The 21739-nt window shown below is 41.2% G+C and carries 22 protein-coding genes and 5 pseudogenes; 18 read left to right on the top strand and 9 right to left on the bottom strand.

The features are described from left to right. The first annotated feature begins 124 nt into the window (after positions 1-124). From WA1_RS34685 to WA1_RS34665, 6 genes are all read left to right on the top strand, one after another. Positions 125-2500 (top strand): nidogen-like domain-containing protein, encoded by a 2376-nt coding sequence (locus WA1_RS34685; RefSeq protein ID WP_017743439.1) that lies wholly within the window; start codon positions 125-127, stop codon positions 2498-2500. Beyond that, positions 2497-3300 carry a hypothetical protein gene (locus tag WA1_RS62110; protein ID WP_017743440.1) on the top strand — a complete coding sequence of 268 codons (804 nt, stop codon included), beginning with the start codon at positions 2497-2499 and terminating at the stop codon, positions 3298-3300. Before WA1_RS34685 ends, WA1_RS62110 begins: the two co-directional genes overlap by 4 nt. Further along, positions 3188-3778 (top strand): O-antigen ligase family protein, encoded by a 591-nt coding sequence (locus WA1_RS60570; protein WP_272819457.1) that lies wholly within the window; start codon positions 3188-3190, stop codon positions 3776-3778. The genes WA1_RS62110 and WA1_RS60570 overlap by 113 nt, the downstream gene beginning before the upstream one ends. A 19-nt stretch (positions 3779-3797) precedes the next feature. Next, positions 3798-4040, top strand: a complete 243-nt coding sequence (locus WA1_RS34675) for a DUF4351 domain-containing protein (RefSeq protein ID WP_017743442.1) — start codon at positions 3798-3800, stop codon at positions 4038-4040. 595 nt (positions 4041-4635) lie between these two features. Beyond that, entirely contained in the window at positions 4636-4929 is a 294-nt protein-coding gene (locus WA1_RS34670) for an HNH endonuclease (RefSeq protein WP_017743443.1), read from the top strand. Positions 4930-5287: 358 nt separating this feature from the next. Further along, a complete protein-coding gene (locus WA1_RS34665) occupies positions 5288-5578 on the top strand; it encodes a DUF3303 domain-containing protein (RefSeq protein ID WP_026134653.1) in 291 nt (96 codons plus the stop codon). On the opposite strand, the gene WA1_RS34660 is transcribed toward WA1_RS34665, so the two are convergent. Both WA1_RS34660 and WA1_RS34655 read right to left on the bottom strand, forming a co-directional pair. Beyond that, complete coding sequence (locus WA1_RS34660; RefSeq protein WP_017743446.1) at positions 5575-6153, bottom strand: hypothetical protein; 579 nt, start codon at positions 6151-6153, stop codon at positions 5575-5577. The two genes, WA1_RS34665 and WA1_RS34660, sit on opposite strands and share 4 nt — an antisense overlap. Positions 6154-6501: 348 nt before the next feature. Beyond that, complete coding sequence (locus WA1_RS34655) at positions 6502-7920, bottom strand: site-specific integrase (protein ID WP_017743447.1); 1419 nt, start codon at positions 7918-7920, stop codon at positions 6502-6504. A 110-nt stretch (positions 7921-8030) separates the two neighbouring features. Between WA1_RS34655 and WA1_RS61925 the strand changes: the two are divergent. The 7 genes and pseudogenes from WA1_RS61925 to WA1_RS34630 form a co-directional block, all read left to right on the top strand. Next, positions 8031-8180 (top strand): annotated as a pseudogene (locus WA1_RS61925) (nitrogenase molybdenum-iron protein subunit alpha); the annotation flags it as partial. Between the two features lie 377 nt (positions 8181-8557). Next, a complete protein-coding gene (gene nifK, locus WA1_RS34650) occupies positions 8558-10096 on the top strand; it encodes a nitrogenase molybdenum-iron protein subunit beta (protein WP_017743448.1) in 1539 nt (512 codons plus the stop codon). A 202-nt stretch (positions 10097-10298) separates the two neighbouring features. After that, positions 10299-10625, top strand: a complete 327-nt coding sequence (locus WA1_RS34645; protein ID WP_017743449.1) for a Mo-dependent nitrogenase C-terminal domain-containing protein — start codon at positions 10299-10301, stop codon at positions 10623-10625. Positions 10626-10713: 88 nt separating this feature from the next. After that, positions 10714-11295 (top strand): annotated as a pseudogene (locus WA1_RS34640) (nitrogenase component 1); the annotation flags it as partial. Between the two features lie 41 nt (positions 11296-11336). Then, entirely contained in the window at positions 11337-12743 is a 1407-nt protein-coding gene (gene xisF, locus WA1_RS34635) for a fdxN element excision recombinase XisF (protein ID WP_017743451.1), read from the top strand. A gap of 446 nt (positions 12744-13189) precedes the next feature. Further along, positions 13190-13378 carry a PDDEXK family nuclease gene (locus WA1_RS60565; RefSeq protein WP_272819298.1) on the top strand — a complete coding sequence of 63 codons (189 nt, stop codon included), beginning with the start codon at positions 13190-13192 and terminating at the stop codon, positions 13376-13378. A 9-nt stretch (positions 13379-13387) separates the two neighbouring features. Further along, entirely contained in the window at positions 13388-13738 is a 351-nt protein-coding gene (locus WA1_RS34630) for a Uma2 family endonuclease (protein ID WP_017743454.1), read from the top strand. A 29-nt stretch (positions 13739-13767) separates the two neighbouring features. Here the strand turns inward: WA1_RS34630 and WA1_RS61425 are convergent, their stop codons facing one another. The 4 genes from WA1_RS61425 to WA1_RS34615 all read right to left on the bottom strand — a co-directional run bounded on the left by WA1_RS61425 (position 13768) and on the right by WA1_RS34615 (position 15545). Further along, complete coding sequence (locus WA1_RS61425; RefSeq protein WP_336389820.1) at positions 13768-13953, bottom strand: hypothetical protein; 186 nt, start codon at positions 13951-13953, stop codon at positions 13768-13770. 74 nt (positions 13954-14027) lie between these two features. Beyond that, positions 14028-14192 (bottom strand): HNH endonuclease, encoded by a 165-nt coding sequence (locus WA1_RS61420; protein WP_336389819.1) that lies wholly within the window; start codon positions 14190-14192, stop codon positions 14028-14030. Continuing rightward, complete coding sequence (locus tag WA1_RS34620) at positions 14189-14551, bottom strand: hypothetical protein (protein ID WP_017743455.1); 363 nt, start codon at positions 14549-14551, stop codon at positions 14189-14191. Before WA1_RS34620 ends, WA1_RS61420 begins: the two co-directional genes overlap by 4 nt. Before the next feature lie 424 nt (positions 14552-14975). Beyond that, positions 14976-15545, bottom strand: coding sequence for a Uma2 family endonuclease (locus WA1_RS34615; RefSeq protein WP_017743456.1), 570 nt, complete (start codon positions 15543-15545; stop codon positions 14976-14978). A gap of 181 nt (positions 15546-15726) precedes the next feature. Between WA1_RS34615 and WA1_RS55780 the strand changes: the two are divergent. From WA1_RS55780 to WA1_RS34600, 3 genes and pseudogenes are all read left to right on the top strand, one after another. After that, positions 15727-15969: pseudogene (locus WA1_RS55780) on the top strand (Uma2 family endonuclease); the annotation flags it as partial. Between the two features lie 78 nt (positions 15970-16047). Further along, the gene (locus tag WA1_RS55775) at positions 16048-16278 is read left to right on the top strand and encodes a type II toxin-antitoxin system HicA family toxin (protein ID WP_033335163.1); all 231 of its coding nucleotides are present in this window, start codon (positions 16048-16050) and stop codon (positions 16276-16278) included. Then, a complete protein-coding gene (locus tag WA1_RS34600; protein WP_017743458.1) occupies positions 16275-16505 on the top strand; it encodes a type II toxin-antitoxin system HicB family antitoxin in 231 nt (76 codons plus the stop codon). The genes WA1_RS55775 and WA1_RS34600 overlap by 4 nt, the downstream gene beginning before the upstream one ends. A gap of 105 nt (positions 16506-16610) precedes the next feature. On the opposite strand, the gene WA1_RS34595 is transcribed toward WA1_RS34600, so the two are convergent. Then, a complete protein-coding gene (locus WA1_RS34595) occupies positions 16611-18275 on the bottom strand; it encodes a hypothetical protein (protein WP_201789138.1) in 1665 nt (554 codons plus the stop codon). Positions 18276-18783: 508 nt separating this feature from the next. Here WA1_RS34595 and WA1_RS34590 point away from each other — a divergent pair. Then, positions 18784-19341, top strand: a pseudogene (locus tag WA1_RS34590) (glycosyltransferase family 2 protein); the annotation flags it as partial. A 546-nt stretch (positions 19342-19887) separates the two neighbouring features. Here WA1_RS34590 and WA1_RS34585 read toward each other — a convergent pair. Together WA1_RS34585 and WA1_RS34580 are read right to left on the bottom strand one after the other, a co-directional pair. Beyond that, entirely contained in the window at positions 19888-20292 is a 405-nt protein-coding gene (locus tag WA1_RS34585; RefSeq protein WP_017743461.1) for a type II toxin-antitoxin system VapC family toxin, read from the bottom strand. Further along, on the bottom strand, positions 20289-20549 hold the full coding sequence (locus tag WA1_RS34580; RefSeq protein ID WP_017743462.1) for a DUF2281 domain-containing protein: 261 nt from the start codon (positions 20547-20549) through the stop codon (positions 20289-20291). The genes WA1_RS34585 and WA1_RS34580 overlap by 4 nt, the downstream gene beginning before the upstream one ends. Before the next feature lie 265 nt (positions 20550-20814). Here WA1_RS34580 and WA1_RS34575 point away from each other — a divergent pair. Beyond that, a pseudogene (locus WA1_RS34575) lies at positions 20815-21738 on the top strand (nitrogenase component 1); the annotation flags it as partial. Between the last annotated feature and the right edge of the window lies 1 nt (position 21739).

Genomic DNA, 21739 nt, shown 5'->3' with positions numbered 1-21739 from the left:
GTAAGGGTTTTAGGCTTTTGAATTGGGGTTGTAACCCGTAGCCCGAAACCCTTACTTTGTAGGCGCTCTAAAAAATTGGCAAAAGTATTGATTTAACGCTTGAATTTTAAAGTAGTTACGAAAAATGTCACACAAATACTTTTTGGGTTTTTTGACAACTGCTCTGTTAGTTACGTTAACAGGTCAGTCAAGTTTTGCGTTCAGTATTACACCAGACCAAACACAACAAATAAAGGACAGCGATGGAACTTATAAATATGAGGATTACTATGAATTACGTCAGGGCGTTACAAGGTTAAATGCTTGGCCAGACTTAAGTCCAGGGAAACCCTTTCCGCCAGATCCACGGCGAGAACTTAACAAAGGACAAGTGGTTGAGATAAGACCAGGTGGAACAGATGGTTTGTTATCTCTACTAAATGAAAGATTTGGAAGGTTCTGGGAATTTGTCCCAAAAGGTAATTTGGCAGGTAGTTTCAACGTCGAGAACTATTTCGCCTGCGGTTCAGACTTTCGTTGTGAAAATGATGGAAGAGGAGTATCTAACGCAGTTGGAGCTTTTTTCAAATTAAATTACATTCCTGGAGAAGGCGATCCTACTGGTAGTACAGTCCACTGGATTCAACGAATACTTGTTAACTACGGTGTTGATGAAAATGACCAACTCATAAACGATCAAGTACTTCAAGATATACTCGATATTCGCCCATACGCTGAAAGTCCTTACTATGATGAATCCTATCGCGGATCGACCCCAACTACTTTCATTGACTTGTCACACGTCCAAGACCCCTATAATAAGACAAACCACTACTTCTATGCTGAAACCTATTTAGTGAACGAGGTTCCTGGAGGAACTACAGATCCTCAGACAGGGATAGTAAAAAGGAAGGTAGAAATTTATAGCGGAGGAAGATGGGGTTGGGAAAACACGTATGAATCTAAAAACTTTGAAAAAACTTTTTACGATAGCCTATTCTCTAGTAGAGAACAAGACAATTTCCGTCTGTCCGAACTTATTCCAGGAGCAAAATTCTATGCCTACATAAATAATGATATACCAGGAAATATCTGTAACCCAAATACATATTTGGAAGCAAGATATGAGAGCGATAACAAGCGTTATGACAATGATAGTAGTCCTGTAGGAGATGGCTTTGCTTCTGCGTTAACTGGTAATGTTTTGAGTGATGGCACTATTAACCTAACTGTAGGTGCATATGGTGATGGTGGAAGTCATATTCGTGGCAAAGATGGAGGAAAGTATGAGCTTACTGTCAAAGTGTTTAAAGATGAAAATGATTTTCCATATGTTATAGGTGCGAGTAGTGGAGGTGGTGGCGTAGGTATCGAACGTCCAGGTACAACTCAACAAAATCCTATCTTTCCTAATGCAAGAGAGGGAGGCTGGCAAGTATTTCGTAACGTTTCAAGCTGTCGCTGGTATGACCCGACGACCTCCTATGGGTTTGAATTTCAAGCCCTTGACGATACCCTATTTACTGAGATTTTAGATTTTCCCGCTCTTGGGGATAATCAATTTAACGTCTCAGTTGGAGATACCGTTGTTGGTTCCTACAGTCCTGGACAGAACCTAGACTTTGTCTCCTTGTTTGGTCAAGGTGTCTCTAACTTTAAAATCACTGGCATTGATTCCAAAAGTCCAACAGAAGAGACGGCTTTCCCTATTCAACTGGCATTTAACAATAGAATTGGTAGCTTCAAAATGCGCCCATTCTCGGAAACATTTCTCGACAAAACTGATGATGGCTCATTTGGTCCGTTTTCCTTTGGTTTTAATCTGCCCTTTTTCGGACAAAACTACAACAGTTTTTACGTCAACAACAACGGCAATGTTTCGTTTGGCAAATCAGTTGGAGCATTTACACCACAATCTCTGAAAACACAAACTTTGGCTCCGATGATTGCCCCTTACTGGGCTGATGTTGATACTCGTGGCACAGGGACTGTATCAGTAAAAACGGGTATTCCCAACGAAGTGACTGTCACCTGGGACAAAGTGGGATATTACAGCCAGCGCACGGATAAAACAGCTTCTTTTCAAATGATACTGCGCGGACCCGATTACCCCATTCCTGATGGTGAAGGTAATCTCGGCTTCTTCTATAAAGATGTTCAATGGGAAACAACTAACTCTAGCATTATACCCGCAGCTATTGGTTTTGGAGACGGATTATTAGGTGTGAATCCAGGAGAATACACCTTAAATGGCTCACAACAACCAGGCATTAGTCAGCTTGTGAAGAACAAATTTTATTGGTTTAATCTGCCAACAACAAGTAGCACAAGTTGTACGAGCGGGTGTACTCAAGCTCGTACTGCAAGAAGTGCTTCCTTAAGGTTCCCAATCTTTGATAGCGACGAAACTTCCGAAAAACCTAAATCTACCACAGAACCTACATCTGCATTGGGACTCATAGCACTTCTTTCTTGGGGCATTATCAGAACGCTAAAAATTAAAAAATCTTCACGGCAGTGAAACACCTCTACACCCTGTTGTTTTCCCTCAGCATCATTCTCATCAATCCTTGGGGAGCAATGCGAGGGGAAATCTGGACTCAGCCAAAAGTCTTCGTCATTTTGCTCATCTGCATATTCAACTTCTTAATGGTGTGGGAGGAAAGATGTGAACTCAAGATTCCTCAAAGTTGGAAACTCAGCAAACTCTTGTGGGAACTATTTCTTGGTATTGGACTCATCTCAACGCTGACTAGTCCTTTTCCCTTGCGTTCCTTACTCGGTCAAGAACAGATGGGCGATGGCTTGCTCTACTGGATACTGATTGCAATCTTCACCCTCAGTAATACTCTACTACTCAGACTGCACCCAGAGCTAGCGCGATCGCAACTGCAAGGTTTGGTTATTGGTGGCGTCGTCCTTGCCATCAGCATTTTCCCTCAAGTTATTGACTGGAAAATTGACTACACTGCTACAATGGGTCAACTTTTCAGAGAAAACATCCTGGCGAGTACCATTTTCCACGCACCAACAGCCAATCGGCTTGTACTCCCACAGGGGTCATGCATCAAAAGTACTTGCAGCCGTCGCGAGCGCAACACTTGTTGGTTGGCAGTGGCAGTGGATAAATACTCCGGCTGCTGCTCTAGCCAGTATCCTCATTATCCCTGCGCTATTATTAACCCAAACCAGAGCAGGATTATTAGCCCTGATGGTAGCAGCTGCTTACTTACTAGGACGCAAGCATTACAAGTTGTTAGTCCCCGCCACTCTAGTATGTCTGTTGGTAATTGGCATGACCACGACTACCAGACATCTTGACAAATTACCACTGATTAAACAAATAACATCAGATCGAGTTCACCTGTGGGAGGTGTCAAATCGTGGAATTCTTCTGCGTCCCTTACTGGGATGGGGTATGGATGGTTTTGGTACAGCTTATCCAGAGGTACAGTATCGTCAAAAATTAGTAAAAGTTATTCGCTTGGGTGATTTTAGTTTTGACTACCAAGACAAGAATGGAAAACTTCAGACCGCACAGCTACCCACAGTCAAAGCGCACAATCTCATTTTAGACACAATTTTATCCGTAGGTTTACTGGGGATGCTACCTTATATAGGACTATTCGCATTCTGTATGTGGCAAGTTATTAAATCACCATCACACGGCATAGAAGCAGTGGCAGTTGTATATCTTGCGTTCACTCTGACATGGTTTGAGTCCGCTCAGTTTTCCCATTTGGTTTGGTGGTCACTCAGTTTCACAGGTATTTCACAGACTCGTGGCAAAATTATATAAGTAAAAGGAGATAGAATCAATGCTGGGAGTAACAATCAAGGAGACGCGAGTTTATCAGGAAATTAAGGAAGAAGGACGACAGCAAGAGGCTGCTAATCTGATTGTTCGACAGCTAACAAAGCGATTTGGAGAACTTTCTGGGGAAATGCGCTCTTCAATTTCTAGTTTGCCTTTGCCTGTTCTGGAAGATTTGAGTGAAGCATTTTTAGATTTTACCAGTGTGGCTGATTTGCAGTCTTGGTTAGCAGCTCTTGGGAGTTAAGATAATTATGCATTTCCGCTAGGAGCTAAAATACGACTCAACCCTTTTGGTTCCCAAAGAAAGACACGCGATTTTCGTTTCGAGAGGCTTCGCTAACACGCAGCCCGGATACTAGTACAGCTAGGCACAAGTAAACATACCATTAGAGGTTCCGAAAATTAGATTGCTTGCAGTGTCGAGAATAGTATGCATGTTTACGCCGCCCTGCACTAGCCCGCTCGCAACTGCGAGGTTTGATTATTGGTGGCGTCGTCTTTCCTATCAGTATTTTCCTTATAATATTACTAGATCCATATATCAAAAATAAAAAACTTACGATAATGTTACTTCCACCAAAATTACAAAATTTGCCTATAATCTACCACTTGAAGGAGCCATTCGTATCGAATTAGTTGAAGGAATTCCCATCTTTCGGGCTTCCAGTACAGTTCAACATCGTATAGAAGAATTATTGATAAAATAAAAAAACTCTTCACTGAATTCTGAGGAAGAACGAGAACTTGACCTTTATGAAGAAATTGATGATTATCTCAGCTTTATAAATCGAACTATTCGTAATACTTTCTTAACACAAACAAGCATCTAATTTTTCAATATGGCTGCACGTCGTCCAATTCCTAAAGATACCCAAACTCTGGTACGCCAGCGTGCTAATTGCCTTTGCGAATACTGTCATGCTTCTGAGCAATGGCAATATGTAGAGTTTACAATTGAACATATTATTCCATTAAACAAAAACGGATTAGATACGATTGATAACTTAGCGCTAGCCTGCTTTCACTGTAACCGTAAAAAATCTGATAAAACAACAGCTATTGATTCTGATTCTGGTACTGAAGTTCCTCTATTTAATCCAAGAAGAGATAATTGGAACGACCATTTCATTTAGTTAGCAGATAAATTATATATTATTGGTTTAACTGTTATTGGGATAACAATAGCTGCATTAGCATTGAACCGCGAACGTGTAATTAGTATTCGCGCCGCAGATAAACTTATCGGGCGGCATCCTCCAGTGGACAATCCAATTCTAGTAGAAAATTGAAAAATTCATAGATCTGTAGTAAATCCCAAATAAATTTTGGCTTAAATAAGAGCTTTACTACTAGAGGTTTGCGACGATAATTAATCTGAGTTCGCATTAGTTCTCCTATATGGTTTGGATCTCGCTCAAATGAAGCGGTATTAAAAATTCTAACTTCGTTAAGATTAATTAAGTATGTTAGTTAGGATTGAAGGACTATCAAATGTTATTCATGATTATTGAACGCTCCAAAGATAACGATATGCTGCCCATCTATCAGCGTGTTCGCGAGGAAGGAAGAATGTTTCCCGAAGGTCTGAAATACATTGATAGTTGGGTAGAACCTAATTTTAGTAGATGTTTTCAGCTTATGGAGTGTAATGATTTGCGCTTACTTCAGGAATGGATTCTGAAATGGCGTGGTTCGGGAGCGACTTTTGAAATTGTTCCGGTTGTGAGTAGTAAAGAGACTCAAGAAGTCGTTAATCCATTCCTCGATCGCTTGGAATATTAATCTGGAAAAGCCACACCAGTCAATGGGTCGCGGATATACAACCCTAGTGTGAGACTACGCATCACTTCATCCCAAACAGGTGTTAGCTGTTCTGCTTGGTCTACCCAATAATCGAAGGTAATCAAGCATTGAATGTTCGACCCTATACCGATGCAAGTCCGCGAGAAAGCTTCCCGTGGCTCCGTCTGGGTGTCCATAAACCTAATCTCTGTCCAGACAATCTTGGCAGTTTGGCGCTTGACAGTAACTATTTCTCCCTTGGCAATGACATTGCGAGTTTCTTTTTCCAAAACTTTCCTCAAAGTGGATTTTAGCGGAAACTGGCTCCAGTCATGAGGTGGTAGGCGATTGAAAGAGACTTCCAGACAGCAATCCTCGTCAGGCGGTTCTTTATCGAAGAACTTAAATGATTTTTCTTGTGGCTCAAAAGCCCAATCATGAGGTATGTTGAAGCGAACCGCTCCTCGATCTGCCACAAAGATTTTATAACCAGGTGGACCTTCCCAGTGATGGTCTGGTTTTAGTTCAAGCGTTTGTTTCATCCACTCTAGATTGCTTTTTTTACGCTTTGCCATAGTGTTTTTGCCAATCTGGTACTGCGATCGCCTACTTTGTTAATATTATCAAGTTCTCCTAAACTCAACAACTGAGATTTTTGTTAGTTAGGTAACTGCAAAAAATAAATTATCCCCGGAATGTGGGATGGGCGTCAAAGCCCGTCTCTTATTAATGGCGGGCAAGATGCCCGCACCACAAGAAATTTTGGGACATTTTTTTATTTGGAAGTCCCTTACAGCCGTTTTCATTTAAACAAACTACGCCGTCGGTAAGGGCGCAAAGCCTTGCGCCCCCATGGTTGTAGTCCATACATGGCATAACTGACAGACGGTGCGAACCTAGGCACTAGTAGAAAGACAGTATTTTTAACTCCGCTTATAAACAAGCTCCATTTTCAACTTTTCAATCTCCAGCTTTAACTTCTCATTTTCCATCCTCAACTTCGCATTTTCCTCCCGAATAAACTCAATTTCATTTCTCTTACTCAAAGCCTGGTTCATCGCTAGCTTCCTCATATCCAGCGAGAACCAACGCTGATAAGTTTGAGTATGTACTTGCACGCTATGCCCTAAATTATCCGCCGCCGCTTTAATTGGTATTCCTAGAATATGCGCCCGAATCGCCCAAGCATGGCGTAAATCGTAAGGTTTAAAATCCAATCCGATTTTACGAAACCACCAACTTACTCTTTGAGTTAATGCTGTTGTTTCTGCATAATTATTTTTATCTTTCTTGCTAATTGCCGTTGCTAACATCTCTACATATTTGGGATTTCTTAAATCAAAGTCCTCAATCCATTGTTTATGTAACGGTAATGCTTGTCTCTCTCCGGTTTTACAATCTTTATGAACTTTCCATGTCAAGTCTACATTTTCTTGGCTTAACCACCAATCAAGATCGGGATTAATAAAAAGTTCTCTTGGTCGCAAACCATAAACCGCTAACATTCCATACGTCCAACGCCAAAGTTGCCAGCTATCTTTGACATCTTGATTGACTTGATGTCCCCTAGTATTTAAGTAATCTTCAAATTTCATAATTCCCGTACATATTTTCTCGTCTGAAGGTATCTTCCGGGAATTGCACTCAGGCATTTTGGAATATTTGGATAAATCAATTTCAATTTTGAATGTGAGGCAAAATGCAGCGATCGCTCGAACTGCATTATATCTTGACCATTCCTTATCAATTTTCTCAATTGATTCTATGAAATTTTCTGGAGATGCAAAATCATTTGGATTAGTAAATCGTTTTGTGCGAGAAAAGTAATAGAAAAAAGTGTGTTCGCTCTTTATAGTTCGTTTATGTGTTTTAAAATACTCTTCTTCAAATTTTTCCAGTAATTCTCCTATGGTTTTGAAACTTTTTTTAGTAGCTTCATTTCCTAAATATTTATCATTCCATTGAAAGCTATGCCTTGCAATTAACTTGCCTAATTCGTATGCTTCTTCCTCAGCAGTTTTCAACCCATCTAAGTTAGAGGGAATATTTAAACTGAGATTATATTGCTTTCTTCCGGTACCGTTTGTGTTCTTGTCTCCCGGTTTAAGTGGTAACGTAGCGCGTAACTGCAAGCTTCCGTTCGATACTCGAATTGTCACCTTTGTCTTTGCTGACTTCAAACGCTGATTAACTCTCTCTAACTCCAGTAATACTTTATTTTGCATATGCTCTCTTTGTTGCTGTGCTTGCAGACTTGAGCCAAGAAAACTGCCATCAGTGGATGAAACTGGCTCTAAGTCTTCAAAAGCTTGCTGATATTTGTCAGTACCCTGTTTTTCCATTGGGGTGTCTTTAGCCTAAATTTAGTCTAAAAATAAATGTGTTATCCGCAAACACTGTTTAGCTTTGACATTGCTTGCAGCAAACATTACACAGCTAGAATTTATTAAAGCATAAAAAGAGTTACTCCGGTCCTTATCACGGTTATGACGGCTTTGCAGTTTTTGCTCGTGACATGGATTTGGCTCTTAACAGCCCCACTTGGGATATTATTCCAACTCCTTGGAAGAAAGAAACTGCTAAAGCTAAAGTTAGTGTTTAATTTCTAAAGAGATATGTTACCAAGCTGTTGCTTGGTAACAAAAGATGAGGCAGCCGCCCACACTGAATGCATTCCCAGGCTGTAGTCCAGGAATGAAAGAACAAAGAACGAGAGAACAAAGAATATAACAAGGGAGGTTCTGCTTTCTCCCTACTAAATAAGACGAGTAAGGCAGCAGCCCCCTTTTTCACTAAGTATTCTCAGGTAGTGCCTGACTAGGGGGTAGGGAGTAGGGAGTAGGGAGTAGGGAGTAGGGAGTAGGGAGTAGGGGTTAGAAAACAATCCCTAATCCTCAATGCCCAATGCCCAATGCCCAATGCCCAATGCCCAATGCCCAATGCCCAAAACATATAACCCAGCAAGCTTGGAGAACATCAATGCCTCAGAATCCAGAACAAATTAAAGACCACGCAGAACTGTTCCAACAACCAGAATACCAAGAGTTATTCAAGAACAAAAAAGAACAGTTTGAAGGCGGACACAGCCCCGAAGAAGTAGAACGGGTTTCTGAGTGGACAAAAAGCTGGGAGTACCGTGAAAAGAACTTTGCTCGTGAAGCATTAACCGTTAACCCTGCGAAAGGTTGTCAACCTTTAGGAGCTATTTTTGCTGCTGCTGGTTTTGAAGGTACTTTACCCTTTGTACAAGGTTCTCAAGGTTGCGTTGCTTATTTCCGTACTCACCTTAGCCGTCACTACAAAGAGCCGTTCTCCGCCGTTTCTTCTTCTATGACTGAAGATGCTGCTGTATTCGGTGGTTTGAACAACATGATTGAAGGTTTGCAAGTTGCTTACCAACTTTACAAGCCCAAAATGATTGCTGTTAGCACCACTTGTATGGCAGAAGTTATTGGTGATGACTTGGGCGCATTCATTGGTAATGCTAAGAATGCAGATGCAATTCCCAAGGATTTCCCCGTACCTTTTGCTCACACTCCTAGCTTTGTTGGTTCTCACACCACTGGCTATGACAACATGATGAAGGGAATTCTGTCTAATTTGACAGAAGGTAAGAAGAAAAATACCACCAACGGCAAGCTGAACTTTGTTCCTGGATTTGATACCTATACTGGTAACAACCGCGAAATCAAGCGGATGCTGGGCTTGATGGGAATTGACCATACCATCCTGGCTGATAACAGCGATTATCTGGATTCACCTAACAACGGTGAGTACAATATGTACCCAGGTGGTACCAAGCTAGAAGATGCGGCTGATTCTATCAATGCAAATGGAACCGTGTTCTTACAACGCTACACCACTCAGAAGACACAAGAGTATATCAAAGACAAGTGGGGTCAACAAACCAAGGTATTGCGTCCTTGGGGTGTTAAAGGAACTGATGAATTCCTAATGACACTGTCAGAATTAACTGGTAAGCCCATCCCTGAAGAGTTAGAAATCGAACGGGGACGCTTAGTAGATGCCATGACAGACTCCTATGCTTGGATTCATGGCAAGAAGTTCGCAATTTACGGCGATCCAGATTTAATCGTTAGTGTAGTTAGCTTCTTGTTGGAGTTGGGTGCTGAACCAGTACACATCCTCTGTAACAATGGCGATGAGGAATTCAAGAAAGAAATGCAAGCAATCCTCAGCGCTAGCCCCTTCGGTAAGCAAGCGACTGTTTGGATTCAAAAAGACTTGTGGCATCTACGCAGTCTCTTGTTCACTGAACCTGTAGACTTCTTTGTAGGCAACTCCTACGGTAAGTACCTGTGGCGCGATACCAAGATCCCAATGGTGCGGATTGGTTATCCTCTCTTCGACCGTCACCACCTGCACCGCTACCCAACCGTTGGTTACCAAGGTGGTTTAAACCTACTCAACTGGGTTGTTAACACGCTTCTGGATGAGTTGGATCGTAACACCAACATTACTGGTAAGACCGATATTTCCTTCGACTTGATTCGCTAGGAATTGCGTTAACCTGCGACGTGCCAAGAAAGGAAAAGGAAAAGGTTAATGGTTAGTTGTTAGTTGTTAGTTGTTAGTTGTTGATTAAATTCTCTAATAACTACTGTACGGGCGCAATGCCTTGCGCCCCTACTAACTACTAACAATCCCCCAATCGCTTTTCTTTTTCCTTTTTCTTTTACTTTTTTTCCGATTGTCTATTATGGAAACGGTAACTCATACCCACACTCATCCAAACTATCATCCACCAAACAACAAAAAATCTGGCTCCTTTGATATTCTATATCCTTTGCGTCGTTTGGTCGATAAAATTCAAATTAGAAATGCTCGCCTCGCTCATCTTCTTTGTCAACTGATTCCTTGCTGTTGTCCTTTTGAGCGAGATATTAAATTATTTGGACGTACTTTCCACATTCCGCCTCTTTGTAAACTCAATCCGTTATATGACGAGTTTGTTGCTTTGCGTTTCCGTGCTTTATCTTACTTAGCTGATGAATGTGGAGAAGATATTACGAAATATATTTGTTAGTTAGTTGTTAGTTGTTAGTGGTTACTAGTTCACTACTAACCACTAACCATTAACCATTAACCACTAACATTCTTAAGAGAGGAATTAAATGAAAATTAACCAAAGTAAAATTAATGAGTTGCTGACTCAGCCCGGTTGCGAACATAATAAAGACAAGCATGGAGACAAGAAAAATAAATCTTGCTCCCAATTACCCAAACCGGGTGCTGCTCAAGGGGGTTGTGCTTTTGATGGTGCTACGATCGCTCTAGTACCTATTACCGATGCTGCTCATTTAGTTCACGGACCGATCGCTTGTTCTGGTAATTCTTGGGGAAGTCGCGGTAGTTTCTCTTCTGGTCCAATGCTGTACAAGACTGGCTTTACCACTGATATGGATGAAACGGATGTCATCTTTGGTGGAGCTAAAAAGCTGTATAAAGCTATTCTGGAAATTGAAAAGCGCTATCATCCTGCTGCTATATTTGTTTACTCTACCTGTGTCACTGCTCTGATTGGTGAAGACTTAGATGCAGTGTGTAAAGCAGCTGGCGAGAAAATCAACACTCCCGTTATCCCTGTTAATGCTCCTGGTTTCATTGGTAGCAAGAATTTTGGCAACCGCCTTGCAGGTGAAGCTCTCTTGGAGCATGTTGTTGGTACGCGTGAACCTAAGCACTTACAACCACACCTTTTGTGATATGATTTTGAGACTGATTTGAACAGATTCCCATGAGAGTTTACGGTTACGCCCGTGTTAGCACCCAAGAACAAGCGGAAGAGTTTGACGCACTCAATCAGCAAATAGCTAGATTAAAAGCAGCGGGTGCAATGGAAGTCTTGATTGACATTGAGTCGGGACGCAACGATGCTCGAAAACAATTTAATGAGTTGCTGAAGTTGGTACAACAAAACCAAGTTGACGAAATTATCATAACTCGTGTCGATCGCTTGGGTAGAAGTGTGATTACTATTCATAAGACAATCGACATTTTTGTGAGGCATAATGTCAATCTACGGGTACTCGATGCACCTGTCGATCCAAATAGCCCGTTTGGGTGGTTTAGCATCAACCAGATGTCCGGGCTTGCTGAGTTTGAATCAAGGCTATTGTCCCAACGGGTTAAACAAGGAAACGAGTATTTTCGTCAGCAATTAAAGTTTTGCGTTCCGCCCTTTGGATATGCCAAAGATGAAAATCATCGGTTAACGCCTAATAAAAAGATTCACGAAAAATCAGGAAAAACTTATTCTGAACTCGCAAAAATTATTATTGATTTAATCTTGGAAATGCGATCGCTTAAAGATGTATGTAATTATATTTACAACGAATATGAAATAGTTTTTACTGTTGCCGGTTTGCGAGATTGGATCAAAAACCTGGCTCTACAGGGACATACAGCTTATTTCATAAAAAAGAAAAAAGGTATTAATCGGGAACCAATAATCAATTTCAATACGCACGAAGCCCTAATTACCCCAGCCACAGTAGACGCAATTCAACAGAAATTGTCAGCAAATAGGAGGTATCGGAGTTCGGCAAAATCAACACGTGGCGACTATCCACTTGCAAGCTTAATTAAGTGTACCCATTGTGAAGGAGGTATGTACCGTAACTTTTCCCGACATAAAACGAGAACCGAGTATATGCGGTGCGTGAATTACAATAAACCAGGAAAATATCACTGCAAAAATTCAAAATGTACTCGATTGCGGGAAATTGTAGCCAAGACGATCGCAGCTTTATGCGAATATGCACCGAAATTAATCGAGCATCTGGAAAATCAATCGGCGACGACACAAGTTGTTAATACCAAGCAAATAGAAAAGTTAACTAACGAATTGTCAGTTTTGCGGGGACTTCGGAGTTCCAACCCAGACATAATTCAAGCGATCGCGAAAATAGAAGCAACCATTAGTACCCTATCAATTCCAAGTAGAATTGTTGATAACGATACTTTTGAAAATGCCAAGAGAAAAATCGTCATTGCTTCTCAAGCTACATTCTGGGAATCATTGGATGACTCAGAACTGCGAGCTGCATTGGCTGAGTTTGTAGAGAAGGTTGAAGTAGATTCAGAAGGGGTTGTAACTCCTAGTTTTAAATTGCCATTAAGTCTATCCTCAATACATCCGTAGGTTTTGATGAATTCGTCAGGAGACATATCCCCAATCTTCAAATTCCCATAGTATCTTTCATAAGCTTCGAGTAACCTGTCGTTGAGCATTTTTAGGACTTTTTGAGAACGATCTGAAGCCATAAAACATTCTGTAGTGATGTTTTTAGCTTATTTGTTGCCTGAAATTTTTCTGTTAGCAGCGAACGAATAAGCAATACCAACCACATAATTTATATTTAAATACGCCATATAAACAAGAAAAATAAACTTTTTAAAAACGAGAAAAGAGTAATAGTATAATGGCTCGCGATGACTGTTTATTCTAAGCTTGCACAAATTCTGAAAGATTATGCTGCTTTTTTGGGCAAGGACAAGGAAGTTATTCCCTCTACCTTTCTGGATAAGCAGCGCTCGCGAAGACCAGTGTAGAATTTATAAGTTAATAAGTCATCAGGCAAGCAAAATTTGTCAACAGATATGCCCCAGTCGATCGCAAAGATTCCACTCGCAGAGTTTCTTACTCAACCTAATATTGAGGCTTCTCCTGCATGGGAATTAATTGATGGGCGAGCCGTTCAAAAAATAATGCCAACTCTTTTTCACTCACGACTACAACGCAACCTTGTCAATTATATTAACGCTCGTACTACTTAGTTTGAAGCAGTGCAAGAGCTACGCTGCATCATACCTCCCTACTCACCAGTACCAGATATTGCTATTGTTGCTTGCGAGCGCTTTTCCGATGAGGACGGGCCACTTGATGGAGCGCCAGATTGGTTAATTGAAATTCGCTCACCCGACCAAAGTACCTTAGACTTGCAAAACAAGATTCTTCACTGCCTCAGCAATGGAACGCAATTAGCTTGGTTAATCGATCTTGCCCGTCAGCAAATTTGGGTTTGGCAGGGAGATGACCTACCCGTAATTTATTCGGGAGAACAGTTTCTGCCAAGCTTAGGAGTTTTACCCGAACTAACAGTTAGCGCTGTTATGGCTATGACTCGGCGACAATAGCTTATTAGTATCAAGAAACAAGACCGAAACTATTCGCTGTTTGCAGTATACATTCCAGACTGTAGCAAAAATTGACGCTCCTCGACTCTATCACGACGATTCAACTGTAATAGTCGAATTGTGACGCGACCCTTGGTTGTTAAGGGGAAAATTTCAGCACCTTTGAATTCAAAATGCTCGCGCCATAAGTCTTTGCGAGGATGATAAAGTGGCACAATCTCTCCTGTTTCTGGATCGATGGATGTAAGGTTACTTCCTTTGTGCTTGTTGCATAAGGTGCAGGAAAGGGCTAGGTTTTGGCTTCAGTCAAGCCCCCATGTTTTTCTGCTATGACATGGTCAATCTCGTGAGGAGCAAAAGTGACTAAATCCGATATTAGGAAATATTCACAGCAGCCTCTTGCCCGTTCGTAAACCTGTTTTCGCAAAGCAACAGGAATGTAGGTCGTACTCATTTCCCTTGAACTTCCTTAAGCTTTACGAATGCTCTAGCCTTAGCCATTCTCACGATATGTTCCAGGTACTGATACCCTTGCCATAACTGTTCTTCTGTAGGTGTCAAACCCACCGTATGATTTTTCTCCAGCAGAGCAGAGATCTGAGCTTGTAGGGTTTTAGAAGGACGTAGGGCAATAATGGCTTCGGGAGTGGGGAGACTGGTTAGAAATTCCAGCACTTCAGCTACACCTGAAAATTCACTCTGACCGATCGCATTGAGTTCTCGCAATCCCAACTCTAAAATTTGTGGCAGTTTGTCTTCAAGTGGGTGCAACTGCGCGACAAAATCATCAGGTAAATCGAAGGTAACTTGCATAGTTGTAAGCTGGGATTCCAGACCGATAATTAGCGCGAATGTACACTATGCTGATTCTAACTCATCTAGCATAAGCGATCGCACTTCCGGCAGTTAAAACAAAGAAAGTTGCGATCGCTAACTTTATCACTAGCACTATCCGCAATTGTTCCCAAGCTCGATCAATTCTGAGTTGTCACACATTCTGCCTGGAGTACAATCAATATCTCAGTCTCCACTACAGAACAACGATTGAGTGTGCTGACTATAGCCGGGGTATTTCCCTGCTCTAGTGTAGCTAAAATATCTTTTGCGATGAACTGCCACTGTCTAAACCAAGGATTAGTGTTGATATATTCAGGTGTAAATGCTGTGCGATCCAGTAAGAAAAAATATACCCCATACGTCTGACTCTCAGGATCGCGGCTTGATACTTTACCATCTATCAGTACAGGGATAAGCGCAAGTTAAATCCGGGCAATAAATCTTCACCCGATAAATCTGTGGGAAGATTTCGCACTTCCACATCCTCTCCTCGGCGATAAATTTCTACTTGCTGCTGTTGGGGGTTAATCAACCATCCCAATTGCACCCCTGCATCCATATATTCCTGCATTTTGGATCGCAACATTTCTAGATCGTCTGTTGCCGACCTTAACTCAATGATAAAATCTGGTGCGATAGGGGGAAATTTACGCCTTTGTTCGGGCGTGAGTGCTACCCAGCGTTGCTGCTGAATCCAAGCGGCATCAGGAGAACGATCGGCACCATTGGGTAACTTAAATATGGTGGAGGAACTGAAGGTATAACCGAGTCCGGTTTGCCGATTCCAGATTCCCAAATCGATAATTAAGTCGGCTTCTCGATTGCCACTTTCTCCGCCAACGGGTGACATAATAATTAATTCTCCTCTGGGAGTTCGTTCAAATTTCAACTCGTGGTTATTTTTACAGATTTCGTAGAACTGTTCATCTGTCAGGTGAACGGTGTCTAAATTTAATGTTAAAAGACTCATAATCTTCAATTGATGAAATCTTTACGTGGCAGGCATTTTAGCCGATGTTATGCTAAAAACTATTGTAGAGCATTTTTTAGGCGATCGCTCCCCCCTTCCCTTAGGCTAGGGGATATGATTGTGAAATTGAAATATAGTAAGAGTCTGTGCAAACAAGCATAGTGAAATTTTGTCAACAGATATGCCCCAGTCAATCGCAAAGATTCCACTCGCAGAGTTTCTTACTCAACCTAATATTGAGGCTTCTCCTGCATGGGAATTAATTGATGGGCGAGCCGTCCAAAAAACAATGCTAACCCTTTTTCACTCACGACTACAACGCAACTTAGTCAATTATATCAATGCTCGTACCGCTCAATTTGAAGCAGTGCAGGAGCTACGCTGCATCGTACCTCCCTACTCGCTAGTGCCAGATGTTGCTATCGTTGCCTGCGTTAGCGTAGCTTACCGAAGGTATCGCCTTCCCAATGAGGACGAACCATTAATCAGAGAAATGGAACGTATGCCCAAGAAAATTAGAGAATTGAAGGCAATGGTGGCAAAAGCAGGTTATGTCCTTCAGCCAGGTCGGGGTAAAGGAAGTCATACCTTTTGGAAACATCCGTTATTACCTAAAGAACCGTTAACTATTCCTGGTAAAGATGGAGATGATGCTCCGCTATATTTAGAGAAGAGCATTCAGAAAGCACTGAAAAAACTGGAAGAAACTGAAAACGAGGAAGGAGAAGGATGAGCTATCGCTATAGTATGGTGATTCAGTGGTCAGAAGAGGATCAACTCTTCTTAGTACATTTGCCTGAGTTTCCTTGGCAGCAGTTTCATACCCATGGCAAAACTTATGAAGAAGCTGCAAAAAACGGTCAGGAAGTCATTGAGGCTTTTATTGAAATCTTAACTGAGGAGGGAGAGCCATTACCAGAACCTAGAATGCTTCCCTCAAAGCCGTTGCAGGTTGCCTAGTTGATTGAGCCAGTCGCGCTTATAGCTTGAAGCGGTAGTGCGATCGCTTCCCCTTATGCCATTTGCCTTTTCTTCGCACCATTCGTATCCAAGACCCAAGCTCGGTCAATTCTGAGTCACACATTTTGCCTGGAGTACAATCAATGTTTCCGTCTCTACTACAGAACAATGCTGTAGTGTACTGACTAAAGCTGGAACATTGCCCTGCTCTAGTGTAGCTAAAATATCTTTTGCTAGGACCTGCCACTGTTTCAGCCAAGGATTAGTTTTGATGTATTCAGGTGTAAATGCTGTGCGATCTAGCAGGAAAAAATCTACCCCATAGGTCTGAATAAAATTTTGAACTTCTGCCAAATTTTGAGTGTACTGGGCGCGAATGAGATCGGTAGCTCGTTGTCTAATTTCGCGATCATATCTGGTATGGTAAGGAACTGCATACTCCCAGCCAACCAAGATAGCTCGTTGGGAAAATGTTGGCACGTTATCTGTTTCAGATGACAACCCAGCAATGAGAATATCTTTAGGTTGTTTCCGAAAAAACTCATATACGACTGGTGCTTCACCTTTGATGTAATTGCTGTTTGGAAAGCGTGACAATAACAGAGGATAAAAGACGAGCGTAGTTCCTAATAAGACTGTTAACCCGAAGGCTAAAAACTGCCGTCGCTCTGGAAATTGAATAGACTTCTTGCTCGTGCGAAAAACTGCATCCAGTATTGCTGCGATCGCTATTCCGGCTGCCAGAATGATGACAAACTTGAGTGTATAGCGCGTATAACGGGCGGGAGCGAAGAGCTTGTAAAGCGTGAAATGGGCAGCAAAAAACATCCCCAAAGATACCAGTGCAATCTTTGGTAAAAGTCTGACGTTGCTGGTAACTTGTTTAACTAAGGGAAAGCGTTCGGGATAGCGCAGCAGTATCGGTAATAAAAAACCAATTGAGGAGAGTGGGTGTTCTAATATATTTGGCAGAATACCACTGTGCTGTCCTAATAGCCAAAACTGAAAAGGATTGTCATCAAAAAAAGGTATTCGTCCTGTTTCAGAAAATTCTGGTAATGCTCTAATTGCATTCCCTGTAACTGCAAAGCCATACTCAGTAGAACTCAAGGCATAAGGGAGCATCATAATCAAGGCAAGTCCTAGCCCAGTAACGCTAAACACATAATCTCGGCGATTCTGGGATAAACGGGGAAGCTTTTCTTGCCAATGCCATACCCTCAAGATTAAGATTCCAGATAAGATAAACAGCAACGGTGGGTAAAACAATCCAGAAAGTGCGATCGCGCCCAGACATGGAAGTGCATTGCCTCGCAGCAAATAGTATACAAAAGCTAGAAACAGCAGATAAATAAAAGACCTAGGCGTAGCAGAGACTAAATCATCTCTCATGACCAGATTTTGATTGAAGAGTAGCGTGGTCATAAATCCTACGGCTGGGACTGGCAATATCTGCATACAGACGGCAAAACAGTAGCCAGTTGTCAGTAAAAGCAACAAGACTGGCAGGATTTTGCTTGCGTAAAGTGGATCGATACTCACAGAGGCTATGAGTCGATAGAGAGCAGCATATCCAAATGGTGTTACAGATTGAAAATAATCGGTAATCAAATCATTTGGCAGCAAGTCTTGCTCTAAAAATCTTTGCATCCAAGATACATATACCCGCGCATCGTCTTGTACTACGTAAGCACTACTGAATGCCTGCTTTAGTTCTAAAAGACTATAAATCATTGCAAAAGTCAGACTTAAACTGAACCAAAATATCATCTGAGATTTATACCTTTTGGTAGTTAAAAAATTGTGCAGGCGGGTTATTGACATATTTACAGTCAGAGTATAGTACTAGTTATTTGTTTGCTGTTGCTCTTATACTTGAGAAGTAGTTTGACTACTAACAATCTGTAAATACACCCAAAATTTGTGATATCAATGCTAGACGATCGCCTAAGCTTTTTCAAGATGAAGCGCAAGAATAAAGAAGATTAAAAGGTTGTAGAGTATAATATTCAAAAATTCAATAAAAGGGGTGGAACAATAATGTTACCCTCGACCTTATCAAATCAGCATTCTAAGTCTGAAAAGCTATGCAGTATACAAATTTTCGCTCTCCGAATGCACGTATCCGGGCTGTACCCCGAACTTACCTACTGGTCTGTCAACTCACAATTGACGAGTGAAAAAAACCGCGAAGACGCAAAGAGCGCAAAGTAAGAGGAAAAAGAAGAAGAATTTTACAATGTTTGGGTTAACCTATGGTCACAACGGTTGGACTCCCGGCTATAGAGTCGCAGCAAACATCGTCATGTTTCAGGCCAAAGCATTACAGGAACTGAGGTATTATGAAAACCGTCCTGAATTTGTGGAGGATTACGATCTATCTGTCAGAATTGCAGATGCAGGCTATGGTAATGTCTATTCAGATGAAATACTAGCTTGCTATCGAGTCTGGACTGACGTCAAAAGAACCAGATCCAAACGCAAGCACTTGCAATTAAAAGGGTACGTTCGGATTTTCACCGAAAGTTTTTTACCAGCTTTTCAACGTCGGGGTTGGGATACAAAGGTACTAGACAAGCAGAGACGCAAGATGGCAGTTTTGCACTCTGCCTATTGTTTTATTCCTATCTTTAATCAAGAGGAACAAGCCGAACTTGTCAATCTCCTAAAACAGTTGGGAGATTCACCATTGTTGCAGATGCGCCTTTTTACCCTGTCTTTTGGACTGGCTCCTTTCTTTGAGTGGCAGCTCCATACAGAACTCAAGTTGAAAGGCATAGTAAAAGATTGGTTAAGCAAGCTTAAAGCTCGTTCAACAGTCAATACAGTAAGTTAAGTTATCTGTTAGCAGTTATTAGCGATCGCTAGTAACTGCCCGGTATAGGTTACTGTTAACTATTTTTAAATGACCAGGTCTGGCCTGTAGATATAATGTTTTAAGTAAATACTAATCTTAACCAAAACCTCATAATTTTTTTAAGAGATTTACGCTGACTTTACAAAAATTGTGATATGGTTGCCTTGACAGTATGCATATAACCTTTCTACGGACTAGAGAATAAAAGTGTAGTTTACAGGTAATACCTCAACTTTTTAGTACCCGTCAACTCAATTTTTCTAGTCCTCAAGATAAAGAAAAAGCGTTGTCTCTTTTAGCAATATATATTAAACGTTTTGACTTGATAATAAAAACAAAATTTAAGAAGAGCGAAGATTATACAGCTTGCGCTCGTGCTCTTGTTCCACTTACTATTGATTTAAAATGAAGAGTGCTGTTGTCAGGTGCAACCAGAGCGATCATAGAAGAATATCATTAACCCCAATAACTGTTTTCAGTTTAGTAAACACAACTTAATACAATTGTAAATAATACTCTTTGATATCAATCTAAAATAGAGACTATATTAATGCCCGATACCCGAAACATTGGTTTTGTTGGTTTTTCGGTTGTAATAAACTCTTCCGCACCAATTGACAGAGCAGCAGCTAAATGTAGCGCATCCATTGCAGCAAAACCGTATTGATTACCAATTTGATAAGCATCTTGAACTATTTTATTTAAATCCGGTGTCCAATAGCTGACAGTCTTAAAAAATGTTTCATAAAATTCAACTTCTTTGATTTGTCGATTGTAAACAGCTTTAGGAATTACTTCTAGCTTAATGAACTCACTGGATGCAAATTCTCGTTCAGAGTCTTCTAAAATAGATAAAGCTTTTTCGGACCATTCTCCTACGCTTCGTGCAGCAGTAACTAGCACTCCAGAATCAATAAAACTTATTTTCATGCGTCTTCTTGTAAACCACCGCGACGACTGGCTATTTCTTTCTCAAGTTCGTCTCTAGTTAATAAGGGTTCGCCTGATGCGACAATTTCAGCGCGTATTTGGCGTAAGCGTTGTCCAAGTTGAGATTTATTGGTAGGGGTTATGGGTTGTGATTTTACTGTCTTGACTTGGAGAAATTCGACAAAATCTAAAACTTCATCTTGTTTTTCTTTGGGTAGGGTACGCCATTTAGCTAGTAGTTCTTGTTCTGAATTCATTTTTACTGACTCTACTATAAATAGATAAATTGGTTTGACTTTTATTAAAGCGCAATAGTGTATTCTTTTTCAAGTAATAAACTCTTGATACAATAGCTATCAGAAACCCGGTTTCTCAAAGAAACCGGGTTTCTTGGTGTTTGTAAATCATTTAGGACTGCTATATACAGTCACTCGTTATTGGTAAGTATAATAACTTGTTGCAGTACGATACAGCTTCAGCCGTTAAGCTCTACCTATCTCATCAAGATGTTGTACAAAGCGTTCAAGTGAACCAGAGTATACTACACCTTATGATATTAATCTTATTGGCGAGTATAATGTTGCAGGTGAAATGTGGAGCGTTTTGCCACTGTTTCAGAAATTAGGTATCAGAGTCTTAGCAAAAATTACAGGTGATGCTCGTTATCAAGAAATTTGTTACGCTCACCGGGCTAAACTCAATGTGATGATTTGCTCCAAAGCGTTGCTAAACATGGCAACAAAAATGGAAGAGCGCTATGGTATTCCCTACACGGAAGAGTCATTCTACGGTATAGAAGATATGAACCGCTGTTTGCGGAATATTGCTGCAAAGTTGGGTGACTCAGATTTACAAGAGCGTACTGAAAAGCTGATTGCAGAAGAAACCGCAGTTCTTGATGTAGCACTCGCTCCTTATCGTGAGAAATTGAAAGGAAAGCGTATTGTTCTTTACACGGGAGGTGTGAAGAGTTGGTCTATCATTTCTGCAGCTAAAGACTTGGGAATGGAAGTTGTTGCTACAAGTACCAGGAAAAGCACGGAAGAAGACAAAGCCCGCATCAAAAAGTTGCTGGGTAAAGATGGCATCATGTTGGAACAAGAAAGCCCCAAAGAACTCTTGCGGATTATTAAAGAAACTAAAGCTGATATGTTAATTGCTGGGGGACGAAATCAGTACACCGCCTTGAAAGCTCGAATTCCTTTCCTCCATATCAACCAAGAACGCCATCACCCTTACGCTGGCTATACAGGAATGTTAGAAATGGCAAGAGAATTATATGAAGCCGTCTATAGCCCTGTGTGGGAACAAGTCCGCAAGCCTGCGCCTTGGGAAAAAACAGGAGGGGGGGAGAGGGAGAGTGGGGGAGAGGGGGAAATTTCTTCCTCTCTTATCCCCAACTCCCCACTCCCCACTCTCCACTCCCCTTCTCTGGAGGTTATCTAAA

It is taken from the genome of Scytonema hofmannii PCC 7110, from assembly GCF_000346485.2.
In the GTDB taxonomy this organism is placed as follows: domain Bacteria; phylum Cyanobacteriota; class Cyanobacteriia; order Cyanobacteriales; family Nostocaceae; genus Scytonema; species Scytonema hofmannii.
Note: the sequence above shows the minus strand (reverse complement) of the source record. Positions and strands in the feature narration are given on the sequence as shown.